Source organism: Lysinibacillus sp. NPDC096212, from assembly GCF_044763105.1.
Lineage (GTDB): Bacteria > Bacillota > Bacilli > Bacillales_A > Planococcaceae > Lysinibacillus.
The window spans coordinates 39,581-59,295 of record NZ_JBIWFQ010000003.1 but is presented as its reverse complement, the minus strand read 5'-3'; the positions used below and the strand labels follow the sequence as shown (position 1 = coordinate 59,295).

Genomic DNA, 19,715 nt, shown 5'->3' with positions numbered 1-19,715 from the left:
TCTTTTTCTTTTAAGGCTCAATATAATATTTTCGCAAATTCTCATGAAACATCTGCTGTAGTTGATGTTCGCTAATCCCTAAAACATAAGCTTCACACATTATCTGTTCGACCATTATAGCTATTTGTTGAAGGTTAACACCCTTTGCTTCAGCAGACTTTTTAACAATTGCTTTTGAGCTAGGTTTTATATCGATTATTCCTTTCTTCTGAAGCTCCTTGTAGCTTTTATGGACGGTATGAAGATTGAGGTTTGTTTTAGCTGCTAAATCACGAATGGAGGGCAACAGGTCACCATTTTGCAAATTTCCTGTCGCTATTTCACAAAGTAGTTGCTGGGTTAACTGCTGATAAAAAGGAATTTTACTCATTGGATCTATTCTTAAATTCAATTGTTCACGTATCCTTTCATATTCTTTCCTTCAAAAAACTTTTTATAGATTACTGTAAATGTACATAGAGTTACAATTACCAAAATAATTAGGGCTGTCATCGCTGGAGAAACATTGAAAGTAAGCAAGCTGAAATGAAGAAGCGCAACAACAATCAATAATGGTAGTCCATATAGCAGGCTTATTAATACTGTAGGATTTGATTTTATTGCTTCAGATGGATTAGACCATTCAAGTAATGGATGCCTTCTATCATAGAGCGGGGACAATAAATTATACGTAATGACTAATAATAATGTAATCAATAAATGTAGTCCCGTAATAATATCGCCTCTACCAAATAGCATGTAAATGATATAGCTTATTACAGCCGATATTGTGCCGATGCATGATGAAGTCATAACTTTTGCCATGTAAATTTTTTGTGGATCAAATGGCAACGTCATGCTAGATGCATAGTATTTCCCCTCTCTTGAATAGGGAGTTCCACTAATATTGTTCATACAACTCATGAACAAAACCATATAGACAAAAAGAAAAGATTCATTGTTAATCATCCATTCAGCCTTTAAAATGTTCGTCTGTAAAGTTAGAAAAATGATTGTACAAATTGGCGTTAAAATAATCCCTAAAATAGCTTGCATTTTAAAGTATGGTTCAGACTGGATAATCCAATATTCACGTTGCAAATAATTGAGCAAACTACTTTGAATATCCCTCCCCCAAACTTTGGTCGTTTTTTCTATTCTACTTACAAGCAAGCCATGTTCATAATACTTAGACGCAATCATTTTTATAGTTGCATTAAACAATAAATAACATAGAGCGAATACTAGGATGAAATAGATCAAACTTTTTGTAGTAGTCAATGGCAAAAGCGTCTTCACCAATGAATGTTGCATTGCAAAACGATAACCTAAATCGAGAAAATCTGAAATTGAAGCACTTAAGGAAGATATTGTTGAAGTATCTAATTTCGCTAAAACATTGCTGATTGCATGATAATTTTTTATTAGAAAGTACAATATTGGGCTTATTCCAATACCAAATATAAGAGTCATCCTAACAAGCAAATACACGGATGTATTGATAAATACACTGCGATAATGATTCAAAATGGATAATAAAAATAGAAGGAACAGTACAATTAATACATTCATGATCAGTAAAAATGCAATTGATTTTACTGCGACAGCTAGCTTAAACTCTATCAGTAATATGAAAAACGTCGGTATTGATAGAATACTTACTACCATCATCGGTAAAGCTACTCCACTTATTATTTTCGACATTACAACCCGTTTCGCTGAAATGGGCAAATGAGCAAATATAGCAAAATCACTTTGACTAAACACTACCGAAATAGCAAAAAATGAAATCAATATATACGTCACACCATTTGAAAGGAGAATATTATAAAATAAATACTCCTCAGGGGTCGCTATAAAGTAAATAATTAGAGTAAGCACAAAATACTGAGTGGCTACATAAATGAATGCAATCAAAAGGAGTACTTGAATAACTGGCTGCTTTGGCTTTGCATAAAAAGATGTTAAAAAGAATTTGATTAATTGGATATTATCCTTCATTTGCTTGTTTCTCCATAAAAATAGTCTCTAAGCTACCATCGACTAGCAAATTCTCAACACGATCATGCAAGACAATCTTTCCATCTTTTAAAAACGAAATTGATTGACAAATTTTCTCGGCAACATCTAACAGATGAGTGGAAAAGAGAACGGTTCCACCCTTTTCAACGTACTCTTTCATACAATTTTTAAAAGCAACGACAGCTAGTGGATCTAGGCCATTTATCGGCTCATCCATAATAAGGATAGGCGGACTAATTGTAAAAGCAGTAATCAACGCAATCTTATGAAGCATTCCATAAGAATACGTTCCCATCGGTTTATAAATACTTTTTTCCATGCCAAAGATGTTAATGAAGTTTTGTAGTTTTTCATCATCAGTTTTTTCATATAGTTTCAAAACGAAATGTATCCAATCATATGCAGCTAAATTTGGAAATACATGAATCGTATCAGGTATATAATAAAATTGCTTTTTATATTCGAGTGACTGTGATTTCGCAACATTATTAATCATTATTTTTCCGCAATTTTGTTCTACTAATCCAGCAATACAATTTAATGTCGTTGTTTTACCTGCACCATTCCCCCCAACAAACCCCAGTATTTCTCCCTTTTCTATTTTTAACTCTACACCCTTTAAAACCTCATGTTGTCCATATGATTTCTGTAAATTTTGTATCGATAACAATTTCATCACCTCATCCCATATCATTTATATCACCTAATGTTTGAACACGTTCTGAAAAGCGGCTTAAACCCGTATTCATCACCCCATAAAGTGGCGAAAGACATCTGTATCTGTCGCTTTGCTTTCGATACAAAAGACATCTGTAACTGTCGCTTCGCTTTCGCACAGAAAACATGGCTGAAAGAAGTTAAAATTTCTTTTTCGCAATAAAACTTTGCATCGTAATGATCATCAATAAAACTAACAGCAGTGTTACTACAATATTGATGCCATACCAAGATCCCATATCACCCGACATTAGAATATTTGTTGCATACATACTATTACTAGCAGGATTAACAACGTCCATTATTGGATGTAGCCCAGCGATAAAACGACATATTAATAAACTAACGATACTTATTAGTGCAATAAATGCAGGACTTTTAAAAAATGTACTCATCATCGCAACAAACGTAATGATGAATAACAGCCAAACACAATAAAATACTAATGCCCATAAAGCTTGTGTCATAGGAACAGTAGTAAATAAAAATGCTGAATAGCCATAGGACACTGCATAGCCAAGAGCTATACATATAACAGCCAAAATATAATGGATGATGATTTTACTATTTAAATAAGAAGATATCGATACTGGCCTTGTTAGGATAAATGCCATCATGCCATTAGCTTTCTCTCCTTGGATAATACTCATAGTGGCAACGGCCAGAATAATAATGCCCAACTGATCAAACTGTGAATTTAATGTTGAGGCAAGTACCTCCTGTCCCACAGGCTTTGCCATCGTAGGATCAATTGTTATACCTTGAACACCACCAGCTGATTGTAAAATAACCGGTAAATAATACATCATAATCGGTTGCGTTAGCCCTAGTAAAATAAATACAATAGGGAGCCACAATATTTTAAACTCCCTTGCCATTTGATGTACTTCTTTTTTGCTTAATTCGATAAAAGCATTCATTCATTTACACCACCAATTCTAAAAATATTTCTTCTAGATTGTCTTGAATACCCACTTCAAATTTAATAAACATCACTTTTGAATCCAGTCCGTGCTGTATTAATCGATTAGCATCTGTTTCCAAATTTTCAACGTGTATTTTGAAGCCATTTCCACAGCTTTCGATTTTCTGCACATAAGATAATTGTTCAAGCATTGTTAACCACTGAAAATCTACCTTACGAATCATTAAAAAGATAGCTGATTCTTGATGGCGCTCAAGTAACTCTGATTTTGTAGCATCCTCTATTTTGTGACCATTTTTAATCATCACAAAGCGCTCACAAAATTCCTCCGCATCGCTCAATATATGCGTTGATATTAAAACTGTCGTTTCTTTTTTTATCTCTTTTAATAGATTTAACACTTCTCTTCTCCCTATTGGATCTAGCGCTGATACCGGTTCATCCATAATCATTAAAGCTGGCTTATGCAACAATGCTTGTGCAATACCAAGGCGTTGCTTCATACCACCTGAAAATGTCCCGACATGTATATGTGCTTCTTTCCCTAAGCCTACCTTTTCTAAAAGTAATGGAATTTCTTTCTGCAATTCATTTTTTGATATGCCTGAAAGTGTTCCCATAAAGGACAATGTTTCAAATGCTGTCATCCATGAGAAAAAATTAGGATACTGAGGTAAGTAACCAATTTGATTTCTCATAGCTGAAATCTTTTGACCATCAAGAAGTATTTCTCCTTTGTCTGCATTCAAAATGTCGGCAATGATTTGAATTAACGTGGATTTTCCCGCTCCATTTGGTCCAATTAATCCAACACACTCATTGGAATCAATGACCATTGAAAAATCATTCACGGCTGTTTTATGTTTAAACTTTTTCGTAATATTTTTAATCTCTAAGCGCACGTTTATTTACATCCTTTCTACCAATAATGAAGTATAGAACAGAACCAATTGAGTTACAGAACAAAATAATAATTGTCCACATCAGTATGTTTTCCCGCGTATGTCGGTGCCTATATAAATCGAATAATGCAACAATGATTAGAACAAATCCTACGAATATCAATGGCAAAATGATTGGAAGTATGCTTGCCCAATCCAGTTGGCTTAACTCATCAAAACCATAGTGTAATTCCATTCCTAAAACCTCCATTCATTATCATTATCGATAATGATAACATAAGGTGTAAAAAATTTCATTACCTTTCTACTGTACATCTGTAAAAAAAATATATAGTATATTTATTGATAATGTTCTCATATTGATAACATTTGATTGTGCTTCCCTTGATTCCATCTGATAGGAGGATCGTTTTTATGCGGAATAAAGCAGAGGTTTTAATGCACCCTGTGAGAATGAAAATTTTACAAGCTCTAATGCACGATAAAGAAGAAGGCTTAAGCACTTTGGAGATGATTTCTATCATAAAGGATGTACCTCAAGCTACTTTGTATCGTCACATCCAAATCTTAATGGATGAAAACATCATAAAAATTGTGAAAGAGCGAAAAGTACGTTCTGTTACAGAAAAATTTTATGCATTAAATGAAGGAGCAGAAAAACTTAGTCAGGAGGATTGGACACAACTAACGATCAAACAAAAATTAAATTATGTTTCCAACTATCAATTAGCTTTACTATCTCAATATCAAAATTATTTAAATTCACTTGATGAAGAAGAAAGACTTGCAGATTTAGCAACTTTTTCATTTATCGATTTGACATTAACGACTAATCAATTTATGAGTTTTGAAAATGAATTAAACGATTTAATTCTTAAATACTATAATATGGCCGACTCAAGCAAAGAGACTGAGACAAAAACAATTGCTATAAATATTATTCCAAAACCTTAAGTAATATTTTTACGTAAAGAAATGGAGAAGATTTATGAAAAGAAGAAAGACAGTAGAAAACACACGAAAATTTATCATGATTATAATTGGCGCCATCATCGCAGCATATGGACTAGAAGCGGTATTAATTCCGAACGATGTCATTGATGGTGGCGTGACAGGTATTAGTATTATGGGCGCACACCTCTTTGGTATTCCATTAGGCGTACTGCTCTTTGTATTAAACATTCCGTTTATTTGGATTGGCTACAAACAAGTAGGTAAAACTTTTGCATTGATGAGTAGTGCTGGGATAGCAGCTCTCTCTATTTCCACAGTTCTTATGCACGATGTTAAAACAATTTTAGGTCCAAATGATCCGTTATTAATTGTTTTATCTGGTGGTATGTTACTTGGTGTTGGGATTGGGATTGTCTTACGTAACGGTGGCGCTTTAGATGGCTCTGAGGTTTTAGCCGTGTTGCTATCACGTAAAATTCCGTTTTCAGTCGGGGATATTATATTATTTATTAATGCCTTTATTTTCTTAGGGGCAAGCTTTATTTTTGGCTTAGAAAGCGCATTATACTCAGCTTTAACGTACTATATTGCGAAAAACGTTATCGATATTATTCAAGTAGGTTTAGAAAAATCAAAAGATGTTCGTGTTGTCAGTGCAAAATCAGAGGAAATTGGTGATGCGATTCAAGCTCGTTTAGGACGTGGTGTTACATATACTAAAGGGCGTGGCGGTTTCTCCAATGAACCAACTGATATATTAAACTGTGTCATTAACCGTATGGAAGAAAATAAACTTGTATCGATTATTAAAGATATTGATGAAGGTGCCTTCGTAGTTATTTCTGATGTTTCAGAGGTACGTGGTGGGAACTTCAAAAAACGTGATATCCACTAACACAAAAGTAAGTAAGTCGCTCGTTGACTTACTTACTTTTGTGTTTATTTACTTACGTCGCGAGCTCTCCGACTTTCTCTTTTTCATATTTTAATCCACTAATTAGACATAAAGCTCCAACTACTACAACAGCTGTTGCGCCAAACAATGCATACTGATAACTGTTTGTATAATTGGCTAATGTTCCTGCAAGGGAAGGACCTAACATCTGTCCCAAAGCATAACCAGCTGTTAGATAACCTAATATTTGATGACTGTTCACCGGCAATATTTGTCTTGCTAATGTTGTGGCCACAGTTGTAATTCCCATAAAGGTTGCTCCAAAAATAAATGCACTAGTGTAGAGTGTTATCGTATTTGTCGCAAATGCTGGTAAAACAATGCCTAGCCCTTGCAATAGCATAGAAATCAATAATGTCCTCACATAGCCGTGTCGCTGTGCAAGTTTAGACCAAACAATGCAAGATGGGATTGCAGCAATCCCAACAACAAACCATACAAAAGCTGCATCACCATGAAAGCCTGTTGACTCTTCTGCTATTGATACGATAAATGTCCCCGTGACAATATAGCCAAGACCTTCTAAGCTATAAGCCAAAATTAGCCACTTCATCCATGTCATAGGCGGGAATTTTCGCATTGCTACTGTCTGACTTGATTTCTGTTGTGTATGTTGAGTAACTGGCTTAATGAAAAATACAACGAATACAAGTAATATGACACTAAATAACGCCAAAGCAATCCATGTTCCATCCCAATCAAACATTGCATGAATGGGCGATACAATAATCGCACTTAGAGCAATCCCTGTACCTACCCCACTATAAAAAAGCCCTGATAAATGTGATTTACCATTCCCAGCTAACTGATCGAGTACAAGGCTTGCAGCAACTACAAAAACAAATGCACTCATAACCCCTGAAATAAAACGAAGTACATACCATGCGATAATAGCATCTGTAAAGCCCATCATAGCAGTTGTCAAAATGCTAATAATGAGCGATATTTGTAAAAAGGGAATACGCTTATCCCCGATTTCTAAGCGACCAGCGACCAATGCCCCTACTAAGTAGCCTAAATAATTACTCGTTGCTAGAAAACCTGCTGTGGCACGACTAAAGGCAAAAGTATCTTGCATATACGGCAGGATAACCGTATAGGAAAAACGACCAATGGCCATGGCAATGACTAATGCAAAAATGCCCCCTATTAAATATTGAAACGTCTGCTTGTGCATATTCTCCCTCCCTCCTCCTCAATATAACAAAATTCCAATTATCACAAATAGCACGAATTCGTTATAATAGATATCAAATAAACTGATGGCTGGAGGGAACTTATGAATATTAATGATCTCTTAATTTTTCGGACAGTCGTGCAATCAGGTAGCTTCTCCAAGGCTGCTGCAGAACTTAATTACACCCAATCCAACATCTCTATGAAAATACAAAATCTAGAGGCCATGTATAATACAACTTTTTTTCATCGAGGACATCGAGGAATCCGCTTGACTCCAAAGGGAGAACAATTTTATGAAATAGTATTAAAAATGCTACATCTCTATGAAAAATCCTTTGAAATACTTCAGGTTACAGAGGAACATAAAGGACATTTACGTATCGGTTCAATGGAAACGACTGCGGCACTGCACTTACCTACCTTGTTAACGACTTTCCATAAAGCACATGAACAGGTGGATATCACGATATTGACAAGTCCATCCCAACAAAATATCGAACGGTTAGAAAACTATGAATTAGATGGTGCGTTTGTAAATGGACCCGTATATAAAGAAAATATCCTTGCGAAGGAATTTGTTTATGAGGAGCTTGTTGTCATCGCATCTAGCAAACATAAACGAATTGATAGCCAGCGAGATTTAGAGGACAGCACATTTATTACTTTTCCTCATGGCTGCTCATATAGAGCTATTTGGGAGCATTGGTTGCGTGAAGACGGTGTGCAACCACAAAAGCGTATGGAATTTGGCACCCTCGATGGAATCATCGGCTGCGTTGCTGCTGGACTAGGTGTAACATTACTACCACGTGCAATCGCTCAAAAATATATGGATACTCAGTCACTGTCGCTGCACATACTAGCAACAAAGCAGTCTCAAATCCCGACTTGGTTTATTTATCGCAATGACGAAGTACAATCACCCGCTCTAAAATATTTTTTAGAGACGATTGATGCATACAAATATCCTTCGGTTTGAAGGGTGGGGGCTATCCACGCTTTGAGGCGGGCTATCCATCTTTTTGACCGTTCTATCCATCACGTTTAACATCAAGATATAAAAAAGGAGAAATAAATGGATTTATTTATCGCAAGTAATCGCCAGTTACCTATCCGTTATTACGTCAATGAAGCGATTTGGATTCGTCGCGGTTGCTTAAGTTTACATCAATTAACACTACCCTTTTTTGTAGAAGTAGAAATGAAAAACCCACTTCATTTATTGAAAATTACAGAATATGTTCAAGAAGTTCAAAAACAATATAGCTATACAGAAATTCAAATTATTATTAAGGACAAGAATATTTTAATGCACTTACAAAAGAGCCTCCCTCACTCTAACGCCAATCATATTCTCACTATTGAGCAACTCATTCGCCCTTGAAAAAAGGTAGCATTGCTCTAATGCTACCTTACTAATTTTATAAATTATGCCTTGGCATAATTGCGTCCGGAATCCGCTGAAAGAAGTTAAACTGTAACTGGCAGTTCGATGATAAACTGCACCATACCTTCCCTATACTTCGCGTCAATTTTGCCACCATGTAATTCTACTATGCTTTTAGCAATAGCAAGTCCAAGTCCTGAACCTTCCGCTACACTTGTTCTAGATTGATCTTTTTTATAAAAACGATCAAATAAGCTCATTAGCTCTTCAGAAGTAAATTCATCACTTTCATTTGCGACACAGATTTGAACATTACTTTCTTTTCTTTCAAGAGAAACAAAAATCTCGCCATCACCGGTACTATATTTAATTGCATTCATTAATAAATTATCAAAAACCCTGACAATTTTTTCAGAATCTACTGTAACAAAGACTCGCTCGTCCGAGAAATCTTTATTGAATGAACGATGGTTTTCCTCAGCTTGCGGAATCAACTCCTCAATTAGCTGATCAAGAAGTTCATTGATACATACCTCTTGTTGTCCAAGGATAATGCTTTCATTCGTAAGCTTCGTATATTCAAATAGATCATCAATTAAGTTTTTTAACTGTTCGGATTTGGAGAAAGCAATCTTTAGATACTCATCAGATTGCTCTTTCGTGTCGTATCTCTCATCTCTTAACAACCGTAAATAGCCCATAATTGAGGTAAGAGGAGTCCGTAAGTCGTGTGATACATTGGTGATTAATTCATTTTTTTGTTTTTCAATTTTTCGTTCCATTTCAATACTTGTCATAATTGCTTCAGCCATATGATTTACATTGTCTGTTAATACAGCAATCTCATCCTGGCCTTTTTTCTTAATGCGATAGGCTAAATTTCCTTTAGCGATTTCCATGACTCCCTCCGCCAACACCTCAATTTGATTCATTTTTCGTTTCGTTATATAGAAGAATGAAAAGGTAAATACAATAATTGCACTAAACAATGGGATAAGACCCTCATTCGAACTCGCGATAACCATCCCCTCAGGAATACCACTTACAAAGAAATATAAGTTTTTTTCTTCTAAAGTTAATGGATAAAAGGCAATAAATTCTTCCCGCGATTGCTTGATTGTCGGTATCTCATAATTATAGAGTGGATGGTTTACCGCAAAATCCATTACATTCCTAATCTTATTATGCAAATTGATTTGTTCCTCTTCCACTTGCTTTGTTTTGTATAAAACCTTTCCGTTCTCATCGGTAACGATTACTTTTAATGCACTTTGTTTCATTTCAAGTTTTAAATTTTCTGATTCAATCATTTGCTGTATTGCTTCTAAACTATTATCATTGCTGGCTAGATCTGCGGCTCTCTTCGCTTGATCATTTATTTCCTGCATCCCTTGACTATAATCAATCTTAGCTGTTTGGTTGATGTTCAAAGCAAATGAAAGAGCGGCTTTTGCTCCAAGTAAACCTAAAAATGTACAAAGAATAAAAGTTGTCAAAAGTTGTATTCTGATACTTTTCCGTACTTTTGTAATGGTATTTATAATGAGCAATTTAAGCTTGTTTAGTATGTATTTAAATGGCTTAATGATCTTTCTCAATTTTATAACCTACTCCCCATACTGTTTTAATATATTGAGGATTTCTAGGATTTGTCTCAATTCTTTCTCGAATTTTTCGTATATGTACCATTACCGTATTTTCAGACTGTAGAGCCTCTTCCTTCCAAACCTTTTCATAAATTTGCTCAGCACTCATCACAATGCCTTGATTTCTTGCAAGCAACTCAAGAATTGAAAACTCCCTTGGCGTAAGCTTTACCTTTTCATTGTTGACGATTACTTCATGTGTGTCGGTACTGATTCGCATATCACCAATCTCTATCTCATTCTCGTCCATCATATCTGAACGATTCATTTTGATATATCTACGAAGCTGAGATTTTATGCGCGCAATTAGCTCTAATGGATTAAATGGCTTTGTTACATAATCATCTGCCCCTAATGTTAATCCAACGATTTTATCCATATCCTGAGACTTTGCTGACAGCATAATAATTGGCATCTCAGCTATTTCCCTTACCTTCATACACATTTCAATGCCATCCACGTTCGGCATCATAATATCTAGAACAATTAAATGTACTTTATGCTTTTTTAAAAGACTCAAACCCTCTTCTCCATCACTTGCTTCTAGAACTTCATAGCCTTCATTTTTTAAATAAATGGCAATAAGATTTCTAATCTCTTTTTCATCATCAACTATTAGTATTGTTTCTTTACTCATCTAATCCCACCAATTTCAAAGTATATTCAATTATTTTATTCAGAACCATTATCTTAGCGTGCGGTTGATTAACGTTCCGACTGAGCGCTTTCCAGTGGATATCCAGTCTTCACTCTAATCAACCTATTGCATGCAATATATTTCCTATTAATATTTACAGTTCCTAATTTTAACTATTTTTTTATTTTTCGTATATAAAAATAATAAAAACATCCTACAATACCGTCTTTAATTTTCGTCTATAAAAATAATAAAAACACCCTACAATACCGTCTTTAATTTTCGTCTATAAAAATAATAAAAACACCCTACAATACCGACGAAAACACCAAAATATATACCGTATTTTGTTGCTAATATTGAAATGGTTTCAATGTGTTTTCCAAAGAACAAACCAAGTGTAAAGTAAATCGATGTCCAAACAAAACCTGCTGTGTAGTAATACAAAGCGTATTTTTTAAACGACATGTTGTTCATACCTACTAAGTATGGAAGTATATGTCTCACGATTGGTATGAAGTAGCTTATAACTAAAGCAAAATGACCATATCTATCTATTAATTCTTTTGACTTTAATAAATATTTAGCCTTGTTCTTTTTCACCAATTTATCAAGTATTTTATGGCCAAACACTTTACCAAGGATAAATCCTAAGGAAAGTCCTGAAACTGCACCAAGATAAGTTATTATAAAAGCTTTTAACACACTCATTTTATCTAATGAAGACATAAAGCCGCCGCTCATAACGATCATTTCATCAGGAAGGGGCATACCCACGATTCCTAACCATAAGCTAAAAAATAAAGCAAAATAACCATATTGCTCGATATATGATACAAGATCCTGTAATCCCATTAAATAGCCCTCACATTTCCAAGTTTACAGCTCAGCACATAGGCAGGTGGAAGGTTAATCCATACTTTTTCATGTGTAATATCCTCAAAATAGTTTTGGATAAAGGATTTCCTAACAAGTGAATATTGGAATGTAATAAATTTTCCGTCTTCTAAGCATTCCTTTACATTTCGTAAAATACGTGAGGAAACGACAGAATCCAAAGACGTAAAAGGTAATCCAGATACGACATAATCAATTTTTTCGATTTTTAATGCTGACATATATTTGCATAAATCCTCAGCTGATCCATATATTACGATTATACTCGGCTCATGTGCAAATTGTTCACGTAGCTTTTCATAAAAAATCTCATTATTTTCAATAAGAATTAACTTTGTTGACTGCTCTTTTCTTTTTATTAATTCTTTCGTAAACGAACCTGTACCCGGACCTAGTTCAACAATACATTGGGCATTTTCAAAACAAATTGTTTCGACCATTTTTTTGGCTAGTTTTTTTGAACTAGGTGAAATCGCACCTATAGTTTTTGGATGTTTTATAAATTCAGTAAGGAACGTGATAAATTGCATAAATTTTCTCCCCGATCATTAGTAATTATTAGATGCTTTTACTATAAAGTGCATTTCTTAAAGAATTGCGGGGAGATTTCTTAAATTTTTCTTAAGAGTTTACATTATTTAGCTGTATTTATAATCGGATAACTATGATTAAGACTTTGTTTCCTTGTCCTCTTTATTTTCAGAGACTACAGGATTAATAAATGAAGCACCAATGATACTAATGCTTTCCTGGGGGCATCCGATGAGCCGCTTCGTAGCAGTGTCTCAACTTTGACGCTAATCCTAAAGGAGTCGCCTAGTCTACACTTCAAATAGAATACGTTTTAACAAATGTCATTCACAACTTCTAGTGATAATCTACACAAAAACAAATGTGGTAAACAAATGAAAATGAGGTATATTATTCTATTTTTATAGTAAAATTTAATTTGGAGGTGATAAATATGCAATATGTCACAATTGAAATAATTGATACTATAGGATTGAATCAAAGAGAAAAGAGAATGTTACAAAATACTGTTTTAAATTTTGCAGCTATGAGTAATGCTATAATTTTTAAAGAAGATTTAGTAATTAATCCCTTGGGTGATGGAAACAAAAATATTGGCGTGGTTATGGTTTATGCTAAACCATTGGACGAGGATCGTGGTGAAGAGTTAAAAAAATCTTTATCAAATAGGTTCTCTGTATATTTTAAAATGAGTGATCTGGATTTGAAAGCTCAAATTAAAATGCATTGATGTATTGGGTGATTTTTTTAAAAAACTATCTTTTTAGATAGTTTTTTTTCAGCATAATCTATTAATTTCTCTACAAAGTGTTATATACCTGTCTATTTGGGAAATGCTCAAAAATACAATAAAAAAGAACACCCAAATTAGGTGTTCTCCAACTTATTTACTATCATTCAAATCATCTGGATAAACAACTTTGTTAATTACCTCTCCATTTGATTCATCTTTAAAAATTACTGTAACTTTAAACTTCTCAGGATCCGTTCCGCCAAAAAGTTGATAATACATACCCACTATAGCAAGTCCCATTGATGACATAGCATCAAAACTGCTTTCAAACTCTTCTTTATTTACAGTAAGCGTAAACTCCGTAAAAGACTTGTTATAAGTTACGTCTTTAATAGAAGGAAAATCATCACTAGTTTTAATCTCGTCTACTGTTTCTAAAACACTTTTTTCTAGCTCTTCCATCATTTTTTTATGAACTGATTTAGACATTTTGTATGTCACAGAGCCGTCGTCGTTTTTGATGGCTTCCTTAATTCCTTCTTTTTTTGCTTCAGTAATCGCTTGATCAATGTCCTGACCTTCATAAAAAGAAGCTGGTATAGTAACCTCAACATTTAAAAGTCCTTTATCAACTTTTAACGACTCGTCTTTAGATGTTTCTTCTGTTGTTTTATCAACATTATCGGTTTTCTTACCACTATCACTTTCTTTATCTTGGCTACACGCTACTAACAAAAAACCTAGTAGCAATGTCAGTGGTAATATAAGTAATTTTTTCATTGTTTAAATCCCTCCTTCATAACTATACATAAGTGAATGTAGATTTACTATACCTAATATAAATCACTTTCTCTTTCAGGTAGTCATCGAATTTATTAGAAAAATATGAAATTTGGTCAACAAAACCTATTAAGCCTATTTGCAAATAATTTCCTAATTGCATTTTAGAACGTTCTTTTGAAGCAGGATTGGGGTACAAATTGGGGTACACGTTAAATGAGTACCCCCTCTCCCACTTTATACGACTTAAATTCCCCTTAAAATTCAGAGAAGGTGTTCAGGTCATTAGTTCTAATGATTATTTCCTACACAAAATAGTCATACAATTGCTTCCAGTTGAATAGAAACCTATATAGAGTTATACGGAAAAATAAAGTGGGGTGTAAAAGGATGCTTAAACTAAATGATGCAAAAGAAACGGTACTCGGAATTGTGCAACATGACCCATTGTTTGTCGTAATACAAAATACACCTTTAGAAGAAATACTTTATAACGACGACTATTTAGCGCATATTGAAGAAACAAATTATTATTCTACATCAGAAGTCGCAGGTTGGTTTGAAATTACGGATGCGATGCTTCGCTATTACATTAAACCATTTGAACAGTATATTTTTGATAATGCTTCGAATAGCCCAAACACCAATATTCGTTTGAACCTTCCTGCCATCTTAAGACTTCGTATGATTTTACTGCTAAAAGATGAACACCGCGTCAGAGGCTTAAAACATCTACTAGGAATTGATGACAACGGTCAACTCTTCAAACATCAAATAACTGCGACAACTATGGGCACTGATGATTTAGCGAATAAAGTTGATATTCTTGGAAATGTTCTGCAGCAAATGATACAAACAGGACTTTTTAATATTCTTCCAAACGAAGAACATGGATCCATACAAGTAACGATCAATCAAGACTTTCTCGCACAAAACATTCAATTAGTATCCTCGGAATCAGAGCTTCAAGTAGAAGAGATTCAGAAAGACACAGCTGAACTTAAACAAGAAAATGAAAATCTACAAAAACAAATTTCAGAACTGCAAGAGCGTAGCGTAAAGGATATTGTTCAAAAAATTCGTGAGCGTCATATTGAAAATGAAATTGTGTCGACATTACGGACAGAAGCATTACAGCAATTTACAGCGAAAAATAAGGCAGGCTTTTTCAGAAAAACTTTTCGTTCCTCTCAAATTGAGATGGAAAAGGAGCAATTTGTGTTGAGTTATATTTCGGAGCACTTAGAAGAACGTTTAGAAGTAGCACTGAATAATTATTATGGAGAATAAATATCTTCAAATTGATATTACATGTGAAATTGTAATCACTAAGCGGAGAACATGAAGGTGTCTTTTAAAAAAAGCCATTCATGTTCTTTTTTATAGTCATTTATTTTTTGAAAAATAGTCTTATAATCATTATAAAGAACAGTCCAAGAGGTGAATTGTATGGCAATGATCGAAGTCAATAATTTAACTAAAAAGTTTGGCGATTTTTATAGTGTACAGAATGTGGACTTACAGATTGAAAAAGGTGAAGTGTTCGGATTTTTAGGTCCAAATGGTGCCGGTAAATCTACTACAATACGGCATTTAATGGGCTTCTTACAACCCACGGGAGGACAGTGTTTCATAAAAGGATTGGATTGTCGACAATCTTCGGCTGAAATTCAAAAGTTTGTAGGCTATTTACCTGGTGAAATTGCGTTTATCGATAAAATGACTGGACAACAATTTATCAAATTTATTGCCCAAATGCGAGGATTACATGATTTAACAAGAGCTAATGAACTCATGCAATATTTTGAATTAAATGCCACTGGGCTTATTAAGAAAATGTCAAAAGGTATGAAGCAAAAACTTGGCCTCATTTGCACATTTATGCATAACCCTGAGATAGTCATTCTAGATGAACCGACAAGTGGATTAGATCCTCTTATACAAACAAAGTTTATCGATTTTATTTTAGCTGAAAAAGAAAAAGGAACAACAATATTCATGTCCTCTCATATGATTGAAGAAATTGAAAAAACTTGTGACCGTGTAGCGATCCTTAATGCTGGGAAAATTGTTGCAACTGAAACAATTGCTGACTTAAAAAAACAAAAATCTAAAAAGTTTTTAATTGAATTTCAGAACGAGCAAGAGCTCTCTCGTTTCATAGGAGAGCAACTTAAAATTGAACAAATCGGGCCAACACAAGCTATTATAAAAGTTCAAGGTAATGTCCAAACATTACTTCATACATTAGCAGACTATAAAATTAATGACCTCGATATCATTTCACAATCACTTGAAGATATATTCATGCATTACTACGAAAGTGGAGGTAAAGAATTATGAACTTTACTTTGCTAAAACATGAGATGCTAGCTGCTATTAAACTTTTTAGTATTATTCTCGCTGTATTAATGCTCTATATCATTAGTATCGTCTATATGTATAACCCTGAGATGAGCAATACTCTTAATAAGCTTACCGAAACAATGCCTGAATTAATGTCGGCATTTGGTATGAGTAACATAGGTAATACGTTAATTGAGTTTCTATCAACCTATTTGTATGGATTTTTATTGCTTATTCTACCGTTAGTTTTCATCATTATGTCGGCAAATAAACTAATTATGGGCTATATCGATAATGGTTCAATGGCATACTTAATCGCGACACCGAATACACGTTTTAAAATTGTTTTCACTCAAGCATTTTTTTTAGTTGCTAGCATCTTTATATTGCTCTCCATAACAACTTTGGCAGCAGTTATATTTTCAGAGATTCTATTTCCAAATGAATTGAATATAAGTGCTTTTTTGACATTAAATATCGGTCTTTTTTTCTTACACTTTGCCATTAGTGGCTACTGCTTTTTTGTATCCTGTAGTAGCAAGGATTTAAGAACCTCTTATGCATATAGTACAGGAATTCCTATTCTTTTTTATTTAATTCAAGCGCTTAGTAATATGGGTGGTTCTTTAGAAAAGCTTAAGTACTTCACGATTTACTCATTGTTTACACCTGAAAAATTAATGACTCAAGATAGTTCGTCTATTTGGATGCTAGGGGCATTATTTTTAATTGGGATGCTATGCTATATGCTCGCTATTCGTGTTTTTGTTAAACGTGATTTGTACTTGTAAAATGTAGAACGTAGAATTGGCTTGACTTGTTTTTTTCTAAGCCAAGCCAAATTATTTATAGGCTGAAGTTAAATAAATATAATTTCTACATTGTAGGTGGTAAATAAATATTTAAAAAGGTTAAAACAGTTAAGTTACCGATATCTACAATAAAATGTGAAAATATTACCCATCTCAAGCTCTTTGTTTTAAAATATGTAATTGCCCAAACAACACCGGCTAAACTTAAATAAATATATAAATGATAGGATTTACTAGCAATAGAAAATACTCCCCACATTAATGGATGACTAAGTACAAAAAATAAAGTTGTATACAATATACTTAACCATTTAGGAAACCAGTTTGCCAGACCATCCAGTAATATCCCACGCCAGTACAGCTCTTCAAACCAAGGATTTATAACAGCAAATAATAACCATAGCACAATAAGAAAAGTAGAATTAAATAACTTATAGTTCATGAAAAATATAGTTAACGGAAACATTCCTAATAGTAAAGATATCGTAATCCAAATTTTAGAAACTTCAGATTTTCCTAGCCAATTTTCAATCGGCTTATCTCCTTTAAAATAAAAAATACAGATTCCAATTGTACTCCAGTAAACTATCGCCAATGGAATCCAAGCCCACCCTTGTATGTACTGACTAAAGATTGATGCAGTTATAAAGCCTAATCCAATGATCACAAATGGTGATAGTAGAAGATATATACTTTTTTTACTACTCATATTATTTGTAGCCAACCCTTCTTTGATTTTATTCTTTTGTAAAAATTTTCATAAGCATATTTGCATCAGGTATCGGGCATTCTGGCCATTGAATTTTGTTAATTGCTAAACCTTGTATAAAAGCAAAATAAGTAACAGCTAATGTTACAGGATTTGCTGAAATGATTTCCCCCTCTCCCTGACCTGCTACAATCATAGGCAATGTAGCCTCAACAGGTGATAGTGCATTATCCTTTGTTAGAAACTCTTTTACTTCATTTGGGATAGCGTCAGAAGTACTTGCCTGTATCATAATCAAAAATAAAAAAGTATGTTCTGTATCTATTAAGTTATTTAATATTTGCTCTGTCATCCACTTTAATTTCTCAAGCGGTGTACCCATTTGCTCAATTGCTTTCTGAATAATTTCAATAGAACTATTAGCAGCTTTTTTTACAAGCATCGAAAAAATTTCATCTTTTGAATCAAAATAATGGTAGACAAGTCCATGGCTTAAACCAGCTTCTTTAGCAATATCACTGATTTTTGTTGCCACCATTCCTCTTCTGGCAAAGACTATTAATGCAGCTTGTAATATTTGTTCTTTCCGTGCATCTCTAAGCTCCTGGTTTTGTTCTTCGTTTCTTGGCATTAATACCGCTCCTTTTTTGATTGATTAGTCAGTCAATATAAAGCCATTTTATTGTTCAATACAATATTTGTCAATCATTTAACAGATTTTGAGAGAATTTTCTCAAATAAAATGAATAAAATTTCTTTCTAATTAAAAGATACTTTTTAGTAAGGAGATATTGAGAGCATCTCCTTACTAAAACTTTCATTGCTGCAAAGTGGCCAAATCGCCAAGGAATCGCAATAAACGAAAATGAATCATCGCTAACTCCTCCACGTTTAAATCTTCATTCCCACTGTCTAACCACTCTTGAATAACACCTAAAATCGCGGAAGTTAAAAAAGCTTCAAAATATCGTTGGAATTCTGGATCAAGCCCTTCTTCCCGCATAACAGAAATTCTGTCCAATATATGATTACTAAAAACTTTCTTCATCCTCTTACTAAAAGCAGGGCTCCCCTGCTCCCCTAAAATTACTCGAAAGGCTGTTGCATGCTCTTTAATATATTTAAACACTGCTATAAATGGCTGATAAAGTTGACCTAATTTTATCGTATGAAAGGCATCTAGTGGTTGAACGGTTTTTACATAGCTCTCTAGTTCATTTAATAATTCCTGCTGCAAATCCTCCATCACTTCATATTTATCCTTATAGTGTAAATAAAAAGTTCCTCGATTAATGTTTGCGGTAATAGCAAGGTTTTTTACTGTTACTCGTTCAAAACCTACTTCCCCTATTTGTATAAGTAATGCATTTTTTATAGCCCGTTTCGTTTCAAAATTCATAATATCGTGAATAGACATTTAGATCCCCCATTGTATTATCACTTTATTCCGATCAGTTCTTAGCGATGTTGTTATATGATCACAACAAGGTCAAATATTTGTAATTACAGTATTACCTTATTTATCGGCATTCTTCTTTATTTATTTCCATTAATTTCATTTAGTAAAATTGTTATTTAAAAATATTTTTAAAAATGTCTAGAGT

The 19,715-nt window shown here is 33.8% G+C and carries 23 protein-coding genes; 8 read left to right on the top strand and 15 right to left on the bottom strand.

The genetic code is table 11. The features are described 5' to 3' along the window. Window positions 1-10: 10 nt before the first annotated feature. From ACIQ7T_RS03680 to ACIQ7T_RS03655, 6 genes are all read right to left on the bottom strand, one after another. Entirely contained in the window at window positions 11-391 is a 381-nt protein-coding gene (locus ACIQ7T_RS03680; RefSeq protein WP_402868702.1) for a GntR family transcriptional regulator, read from the bottom strand. Further along, window positions 388-1,980, bottom strand: a complete 1,593-nt coding sequence (locus tag ACIQ7T_RS03675) for a hypothetical protein (protein WP_402868700.1) — start codon at window positions 1,978-1,980, stop codon at window positions 388-390. The genes ACIQ7T_RS03680 and ACIQ7T_RS03675 overlap by 4 nt, the downstream gene beginning before the upstream one ends. After that, the gene (locus tag ACIQ7T_RS03670; RefSeq protein WP_370076091.1) at window positions 1,970-2,671 is read right to left on the bottom strand and encodes an ABC transporter ATP-binding protein; all 702 of its coding nucleotides are present in this window, start codon (window positions 2,669-2,671) and stop codon (window positions 1,970-1,972) included. Before ACIQ7T_RS03670 ends, ACIQ7T_RS03675 begins: the two co-directional genes overlap by 11 nt. 187 nt (window positions 2,672-2,858) lie before the next feature. Next, window positions 2,859-3,638 (bottom strand): ABC transporter permease, encoded by a 780-nt coding sequence (locus ACIQ7T_RS03665; protein ID WP_370076093.1) that lies wholly within the window; start codon window positions 3,636-3,638, stop codon window positions 2,859-2,861. A gap of 4 nt (window positions 3,639-3,642) precedes the next feature. Then, entirely contained in the window at window positions 3,643-4,545 is a 903-nt protein-coding gene (locus tag ACIQ7T_RS03660; RefSeq protein WP_402868698.1) for an ABC transporter ATP-binding protein, read from the bottom strand. Next, window positions 4,529-4,780 (bottom strand): PLD nuclease N-terminal domain-containing protein, encoded by a 252-nt coding sequence (locus tag ACIQ7T_RS03655; protein ID WP_370076097.1) that lies wholly within the window; start codon window positions 4,778-4,780, stop codon window positions 4,529-4,531. The genes ACIQ7T_RS03660 and ACIQ7T_RS03655 overlap by 17 nt, the downstream gene beginning before the upstream one ends. Window positions 4,781-4,959: 179 nt before the next feature. Between ACIQ7T_RS03655 and ACIQ7T_RS03650 the strand changes: the two genes are divergently transcribed. After that, window positions 4,960-5,499, top strand: coding sequence for a helix-turn-helix domain-containing protein (locus ACIQ7T_RS03650; protein WP_370076099.1), 540 nt, complete (start codon window positions 4,960-4,962; stop codon window positions 5,497-5,499). Between the two features lie 34 nt (window positions 5,500-5,533). Continuing rightward, complete coding sequence (locus ACIQ7T_RS03645) at window positions 5,534-6,394, top strand: YitT family protein (RefSeq protein WP_370076101.1); 861 nt, start codon at window positions 5,534-5,536, stop codon at window positions 6,392-6,394. Between the two features lie 52 nt (window positions 6,395-6,446). Here the strand turns inward: ACIQ7T_RS03645 and ACIQ7T_RS03640 are convergent, their stop codons facing one another. Continuing rightward, entirely contained in the window at window positions 6,447-7,631 is a 1,185-nt protein-coding gene (locus tag ACIQ7T_RS03640; protein WP_402868695.1) for a YbfB/YjiJ family MFS transporter, read from the bottom strand. Between the two features lie 102 nt (window positions 7,632-7,733). Here ACIQ7T_RS03640 and ACIQ7T_RS03635 point away from each other — a divergent pair, with 102 nt between their 5' ends. Both ACIQ7T_RS03635 and ACIQ7T_RS03630 read left to right on the top strand, forming a co-directional pair. Continuing rightward, entirely contained in the window at window positions 7,734-8,612 is an 879-nt protein-coding gene (locus tag ACIQ7T_RS03635; protein ID WP_402868693.1) for a LysR family transcriptional regulator, read from the top strand. Between the two features lie 96 nt (window positions 8,613-8,708). Next, window positions 8,709-9,017 (top strand): hypothetical protein, encoded by a 309-nt coding sequence (locus tag ACIQ7T_RS03630; protein WP_370076109.1) that lies wholly within the window; start codon window positions 8,709-8,711, stop codon window positions 9,015-9,017. Window positions 9,018-9,103: 86 nt separating this feature from the next. On the opposite strand, the gene ACIQ7T_RS03625 is transcribed toward ACIQ7T_RS03630, so the two are convergent. The 4 genes from ACIQ7T_RS03625 to ACIQ7T_RS03610 all read right to left on the bottom strand — a co-directional run bounded on the left by ACIQ7T_RS03625 (window position 9,104) and on the right by ACIQ7T_RS03610 (window position 12,730). After that, the gene (locus tag ACIQ7T_RS03625; protein WP_370076111.1) at window positions 9,104-10,618 is read right to left on the bottom strand and encodes a sensor histidine kinase; all 1,515 of its coding nucleotides are present in this window, start codon (window positions 10,616-10,618) and stop codon (window positions 9,104-9,106) included. Continuing rightward, window positions 10,602-11,303, bottom strand: coding sequence for a response regulator transcription factor (locus tag ACIQ7T_RS03620; RefSeq protein WP_370076113.1), 702 nt, complete (start codon window positions 11,301-11,303; stop codon window positions 10,602-10,604). The genes ACIQ7T_RS03625 and ACIQ7T_RS03620 overlap by 17 nt, the downstream gene beginning before the upstream one ends. 261 nt (window positions 11,304-11,564) lie before the next feature. Further along, window positions 11,565-12,158 (bottom strand): DedA family protein, encoded by a 594-nt coding sequence (locus ACIQ7T_RS03615; protein ID WP_370076115.1) that lies wholly within the window; start codon window positions 12,156-12,158, stop codon window positions 11,565-11,567. Beyond that, on the bottom strand, window positions 12,158-12,730 hold the full coding sequence (locus tag ACIQ7T_RS03610) for a class I SAM-dependent methyltransferase (protein ID WP_370076117.1): 573 nt from the start codon (window positions 12,728-12,730) through the stop codon (window positions 12,158-12,160). The genes ACIQ7T_RS03615 and ACIQ7T_RS03610 overlap by 1 nt, the downstream gene beginning before the upstream one ends. A 434-nt stretch (window positions 12,731-13,164) precedes the next feature. Here ACIQ7T_RS03610 and ACIQ7T_RS03605 point away from each other — a divergent pair, with 434 nt between their 5' ends. Further along, window positions 13,165-13,461, top strand: coding sequence for a hypothetical protein (locus ACIQ7T_RS03605; RefSeq protein WP_370076119.1), 297 nt, complete (start codon window positions 13,165-13,167; stop codon window positions 13,459-13,461). 153 nt (window positions 13,462-13,614) lie between these two features. Here ACIQ7T_RS03605 and ACIQ7T_RS03600 read toward each other — a convergent pair whose 3' ends face one another. Continuing rightward, a complete protein-coding gene (locus ACIQ7T_RS03600; protein WP_370076121.1) occupies window positions 13,615-14,244 on the bottom strand; it encodes a hypothetical protein in 630 nt (209 codons plus the stop codon). 390 nt (window positions 14,245-14,634) lie between these two features. On the opposite strand from ACIQ7T_RS03600, the gene ACIQ7T_RS03595 reads away from it, so the two are divergent. The 3 genes from ACIQ7T_RS03595 to ACIQ7T_RS03585 all read left to right on the top strand — a co-directional run bounded on the left by ACIQ7T_RS03595 (window position 14,635) and on the right by ACIQ7T_RS03585 (window position 17,381). After that, the gene (locus ACIQ7T_RS03595; protein WP_402868689.1) at window positions 14,635-15,534 is read left to right on the top strand and encodes a hypothetical protein; all 900 of its coding nucleotides are present in this window, start codon (window positions 14,635-14,637) and stop codon (window positions 15,532-15,534) included. Between the two features lie 159 nt (window positions 15,535-15,693). Then, window positions 15,694-16,587: an ABC transporter ATP-binding protein gene (locus tag ACIQ7T_RS03590; RefSeq protein ID WP_402868687.1), complete on the top strand. Its 894-nt coding sequence runs from the start codon at window positions 15,694-15,696 to the stop codon at window positions 16,585-16,587. After that, a complete protein-coding gene (locus tag ACIQ7T_RS03585) occupies window positions 16,584-17,381 on the top strand; it encodes an ABC transporter permease subunit (protein WP_402868685.1) in 798 nt (265 codons plus the stop codon). The genes ACIQ7T_RS03590 and ACIQ7T_RS03585 overlap by 4 nt, the downstream gene beginning before the upstream one ends. An 85-nt stretch (window positions 17,382-17,466) precedes the next feature. Here ACIQ7T_RS03585 and ACIQ7T_RS03580 read toward each other — a convergent pair whose 3' ends face one another. The 3 genes from ACIQ7T_RS03580 to ACIQ7T_RS03570 all read right to left on the bottom strand — a co-directional run bounded on the left by ACIQ7T_RS03580 (window position 17,467) and on the right by ACIQ7T_RS03570 (window position 19,528). Continuing rightward, complete coding sequence (locus ACIQ7T_RS03580; protein WP_402868683.1) at window positions 17,467-18,111, bottom strand: CPBP family intramembrane glutamic endopeptidase; 645 nt, start codon at window positions 18,109-18,111, stop codon at window positions 17,467-17,469. A gap of 28 nt (window positions 18,112-18,139) precedes the next feature. Beyond that, window positions 18,140-18,742 (bottom strand): TetR/AcrR family transcriptional regulator, encoded by a 603-nt coding sequence (locus ACIQ7T_RS03575; protein WP_402868681.1) that lies wholly within the window; start codon window positions 18,740-18,742, stop codon window positions 18,140-18,142. Between the two features lie 186 nt (window positions 18,743-18,928). Further along, window positions 18,929-19,528: a TetR/AcrR family transcriptional regulator gene (locus ACIQ7T_RS03570; protein ID WP_402868679.1), complete on the bottom strand. Its 600-nt coding sequence runs from the start codon at window positions 19,526-19,528 to the stop codon at window positions 18,929-18,931. Between the last annotated feature and the right edge of the window lie 187 nt (window positions 19,529-19,715).

Coding starts and splice junctions, on each gene's coding strand:
- ACIQ7T_RS03610 (WP_370076117.1), bottom strand. CDS start 12,730: ATGCAATTTATCACGTTCCTTACTGAATTTATAAAACATCCAAAAACT.
- ACIQ7T_RS03585 (WP_402868685.1), top strand. CDS start 16,584: ATGAACTTTACTTTGCTAAAACATGAGATGCTAGCTGCTATTAAACTT.
- ACIQ7T_RS03575 (WP_402868681.1), bottom strand. CDS start 18,742: ATGCCAAGAAACGAAGAACAAAACCAGGAGCTTAGAGATGCACGGAAA.
- ACIQ7T_RS03615 (WP_370076115.1), bottom strand. CDS start 12,158: ATGGGATTACAGGATCTTGTATCATATATCGAGCAATATGGTTATTTT.
- ACIQ7T_RS03630 (WP_370076109.1), top strand. CDS start 8,709: ATGGATTTATTTATCGCAAGTAATCGCCAGTTACCTATCCGTTATTAC.
- ACIQ7T_RS03640 (WP_402868695.1), bottom strand. CDS start 7,631: ATGCACAAGCAGACGTTTCAATATTTAATAGGGGGCATTTTTGCATTA.
- ACIQ7T_RS03650 (WP_370076099.1), top strand. CDS start 4,960: ATGCGGAATAAAGCAGAGGTTTTAATGCACCCTGTGAGAATGAAAATT.
- ACIQ7T_RS03635 (WP_402868693.1), top strand. CDS start 7,734: ATGAATATTAATGATCTCTTAATTTTTCGGACAGTCGTGCAATCAGGT.
- ACIQ7T_RS03675 (WP_402868700.1), bottom strand. CDS start 1,980: ATGAAGGATAATATCCAATTAATCAAATTCTTTTTAACATCTTTTTAT.
- ACIQ7T_RS03665 (WP_370076093.1), bottom strand. CDS start 3,638: ATGAATGCTTTTATCGAATTAAGCAAAAAAGAAGTACATCAAATGGCA.
- ACIQ7T_RS03595 (WP_402868689.1), top strand. CDS start 14,635: ATGCTTAAACTAAATGATGCAAAAGAAACGGTACTCGGAATTGTGCAA.
- ACIQ7T_RS03620 (WP_370076113.1), bottom strand. CDS start 11,303: ATGAGTAAAGAAACAATACTAATAGTTGATGATGAAAAAGAGATTAGA.
- ACIQ7T_RS03570 (WP_402868679.1), bottom strand. CDS start 19,528: ATGTCTATTCACGATATTATGAATTTTGAAACGAAACGGGCTATAAAA.
- ACIQ7T_RS03600 (WP_370076121.1), bottom strand. CDS start 14,244: ATGAAAAAATTACTTATATTACCACTGACATTGCTACTAGGTTTTTTG.
- ACIQ7T_RS03590 (WP_402868687.1), top strand. CDS start 15,694: ATGGCAATGATCGAAGTCAATAATTTAACTAAAAAGTTTGGCGATTTT.
- ACIQ7T_RS03645 (WP_370076101.1), top strand. CDS start 5,534: ATGAAAAGAAGAAAGACAGTAGAAAACACACGAAAATTTATCATGATT.
- ACIQ7T_RS03655 (WP_370076097.1), bottom strand. CDS start 4,780: ATGGAATTACACTATGGTTTTGATGAGTTAAGCCAACTGGATTGGGCA.
- ACIQ7T_RS03605 (WP_370076119.1), top strand. CDS start 13,165: ATGCAATATGTCACAATTGAAATAATTGATACTATAGGATTGAATCAA.
- ACIQ7T_RS03580 (WP_402868683.1), bottom strand. CDS start 18,111: ATGAGTAGTAAAAAAAGTATATATCTTCTACTATCACCATTTGTGATC.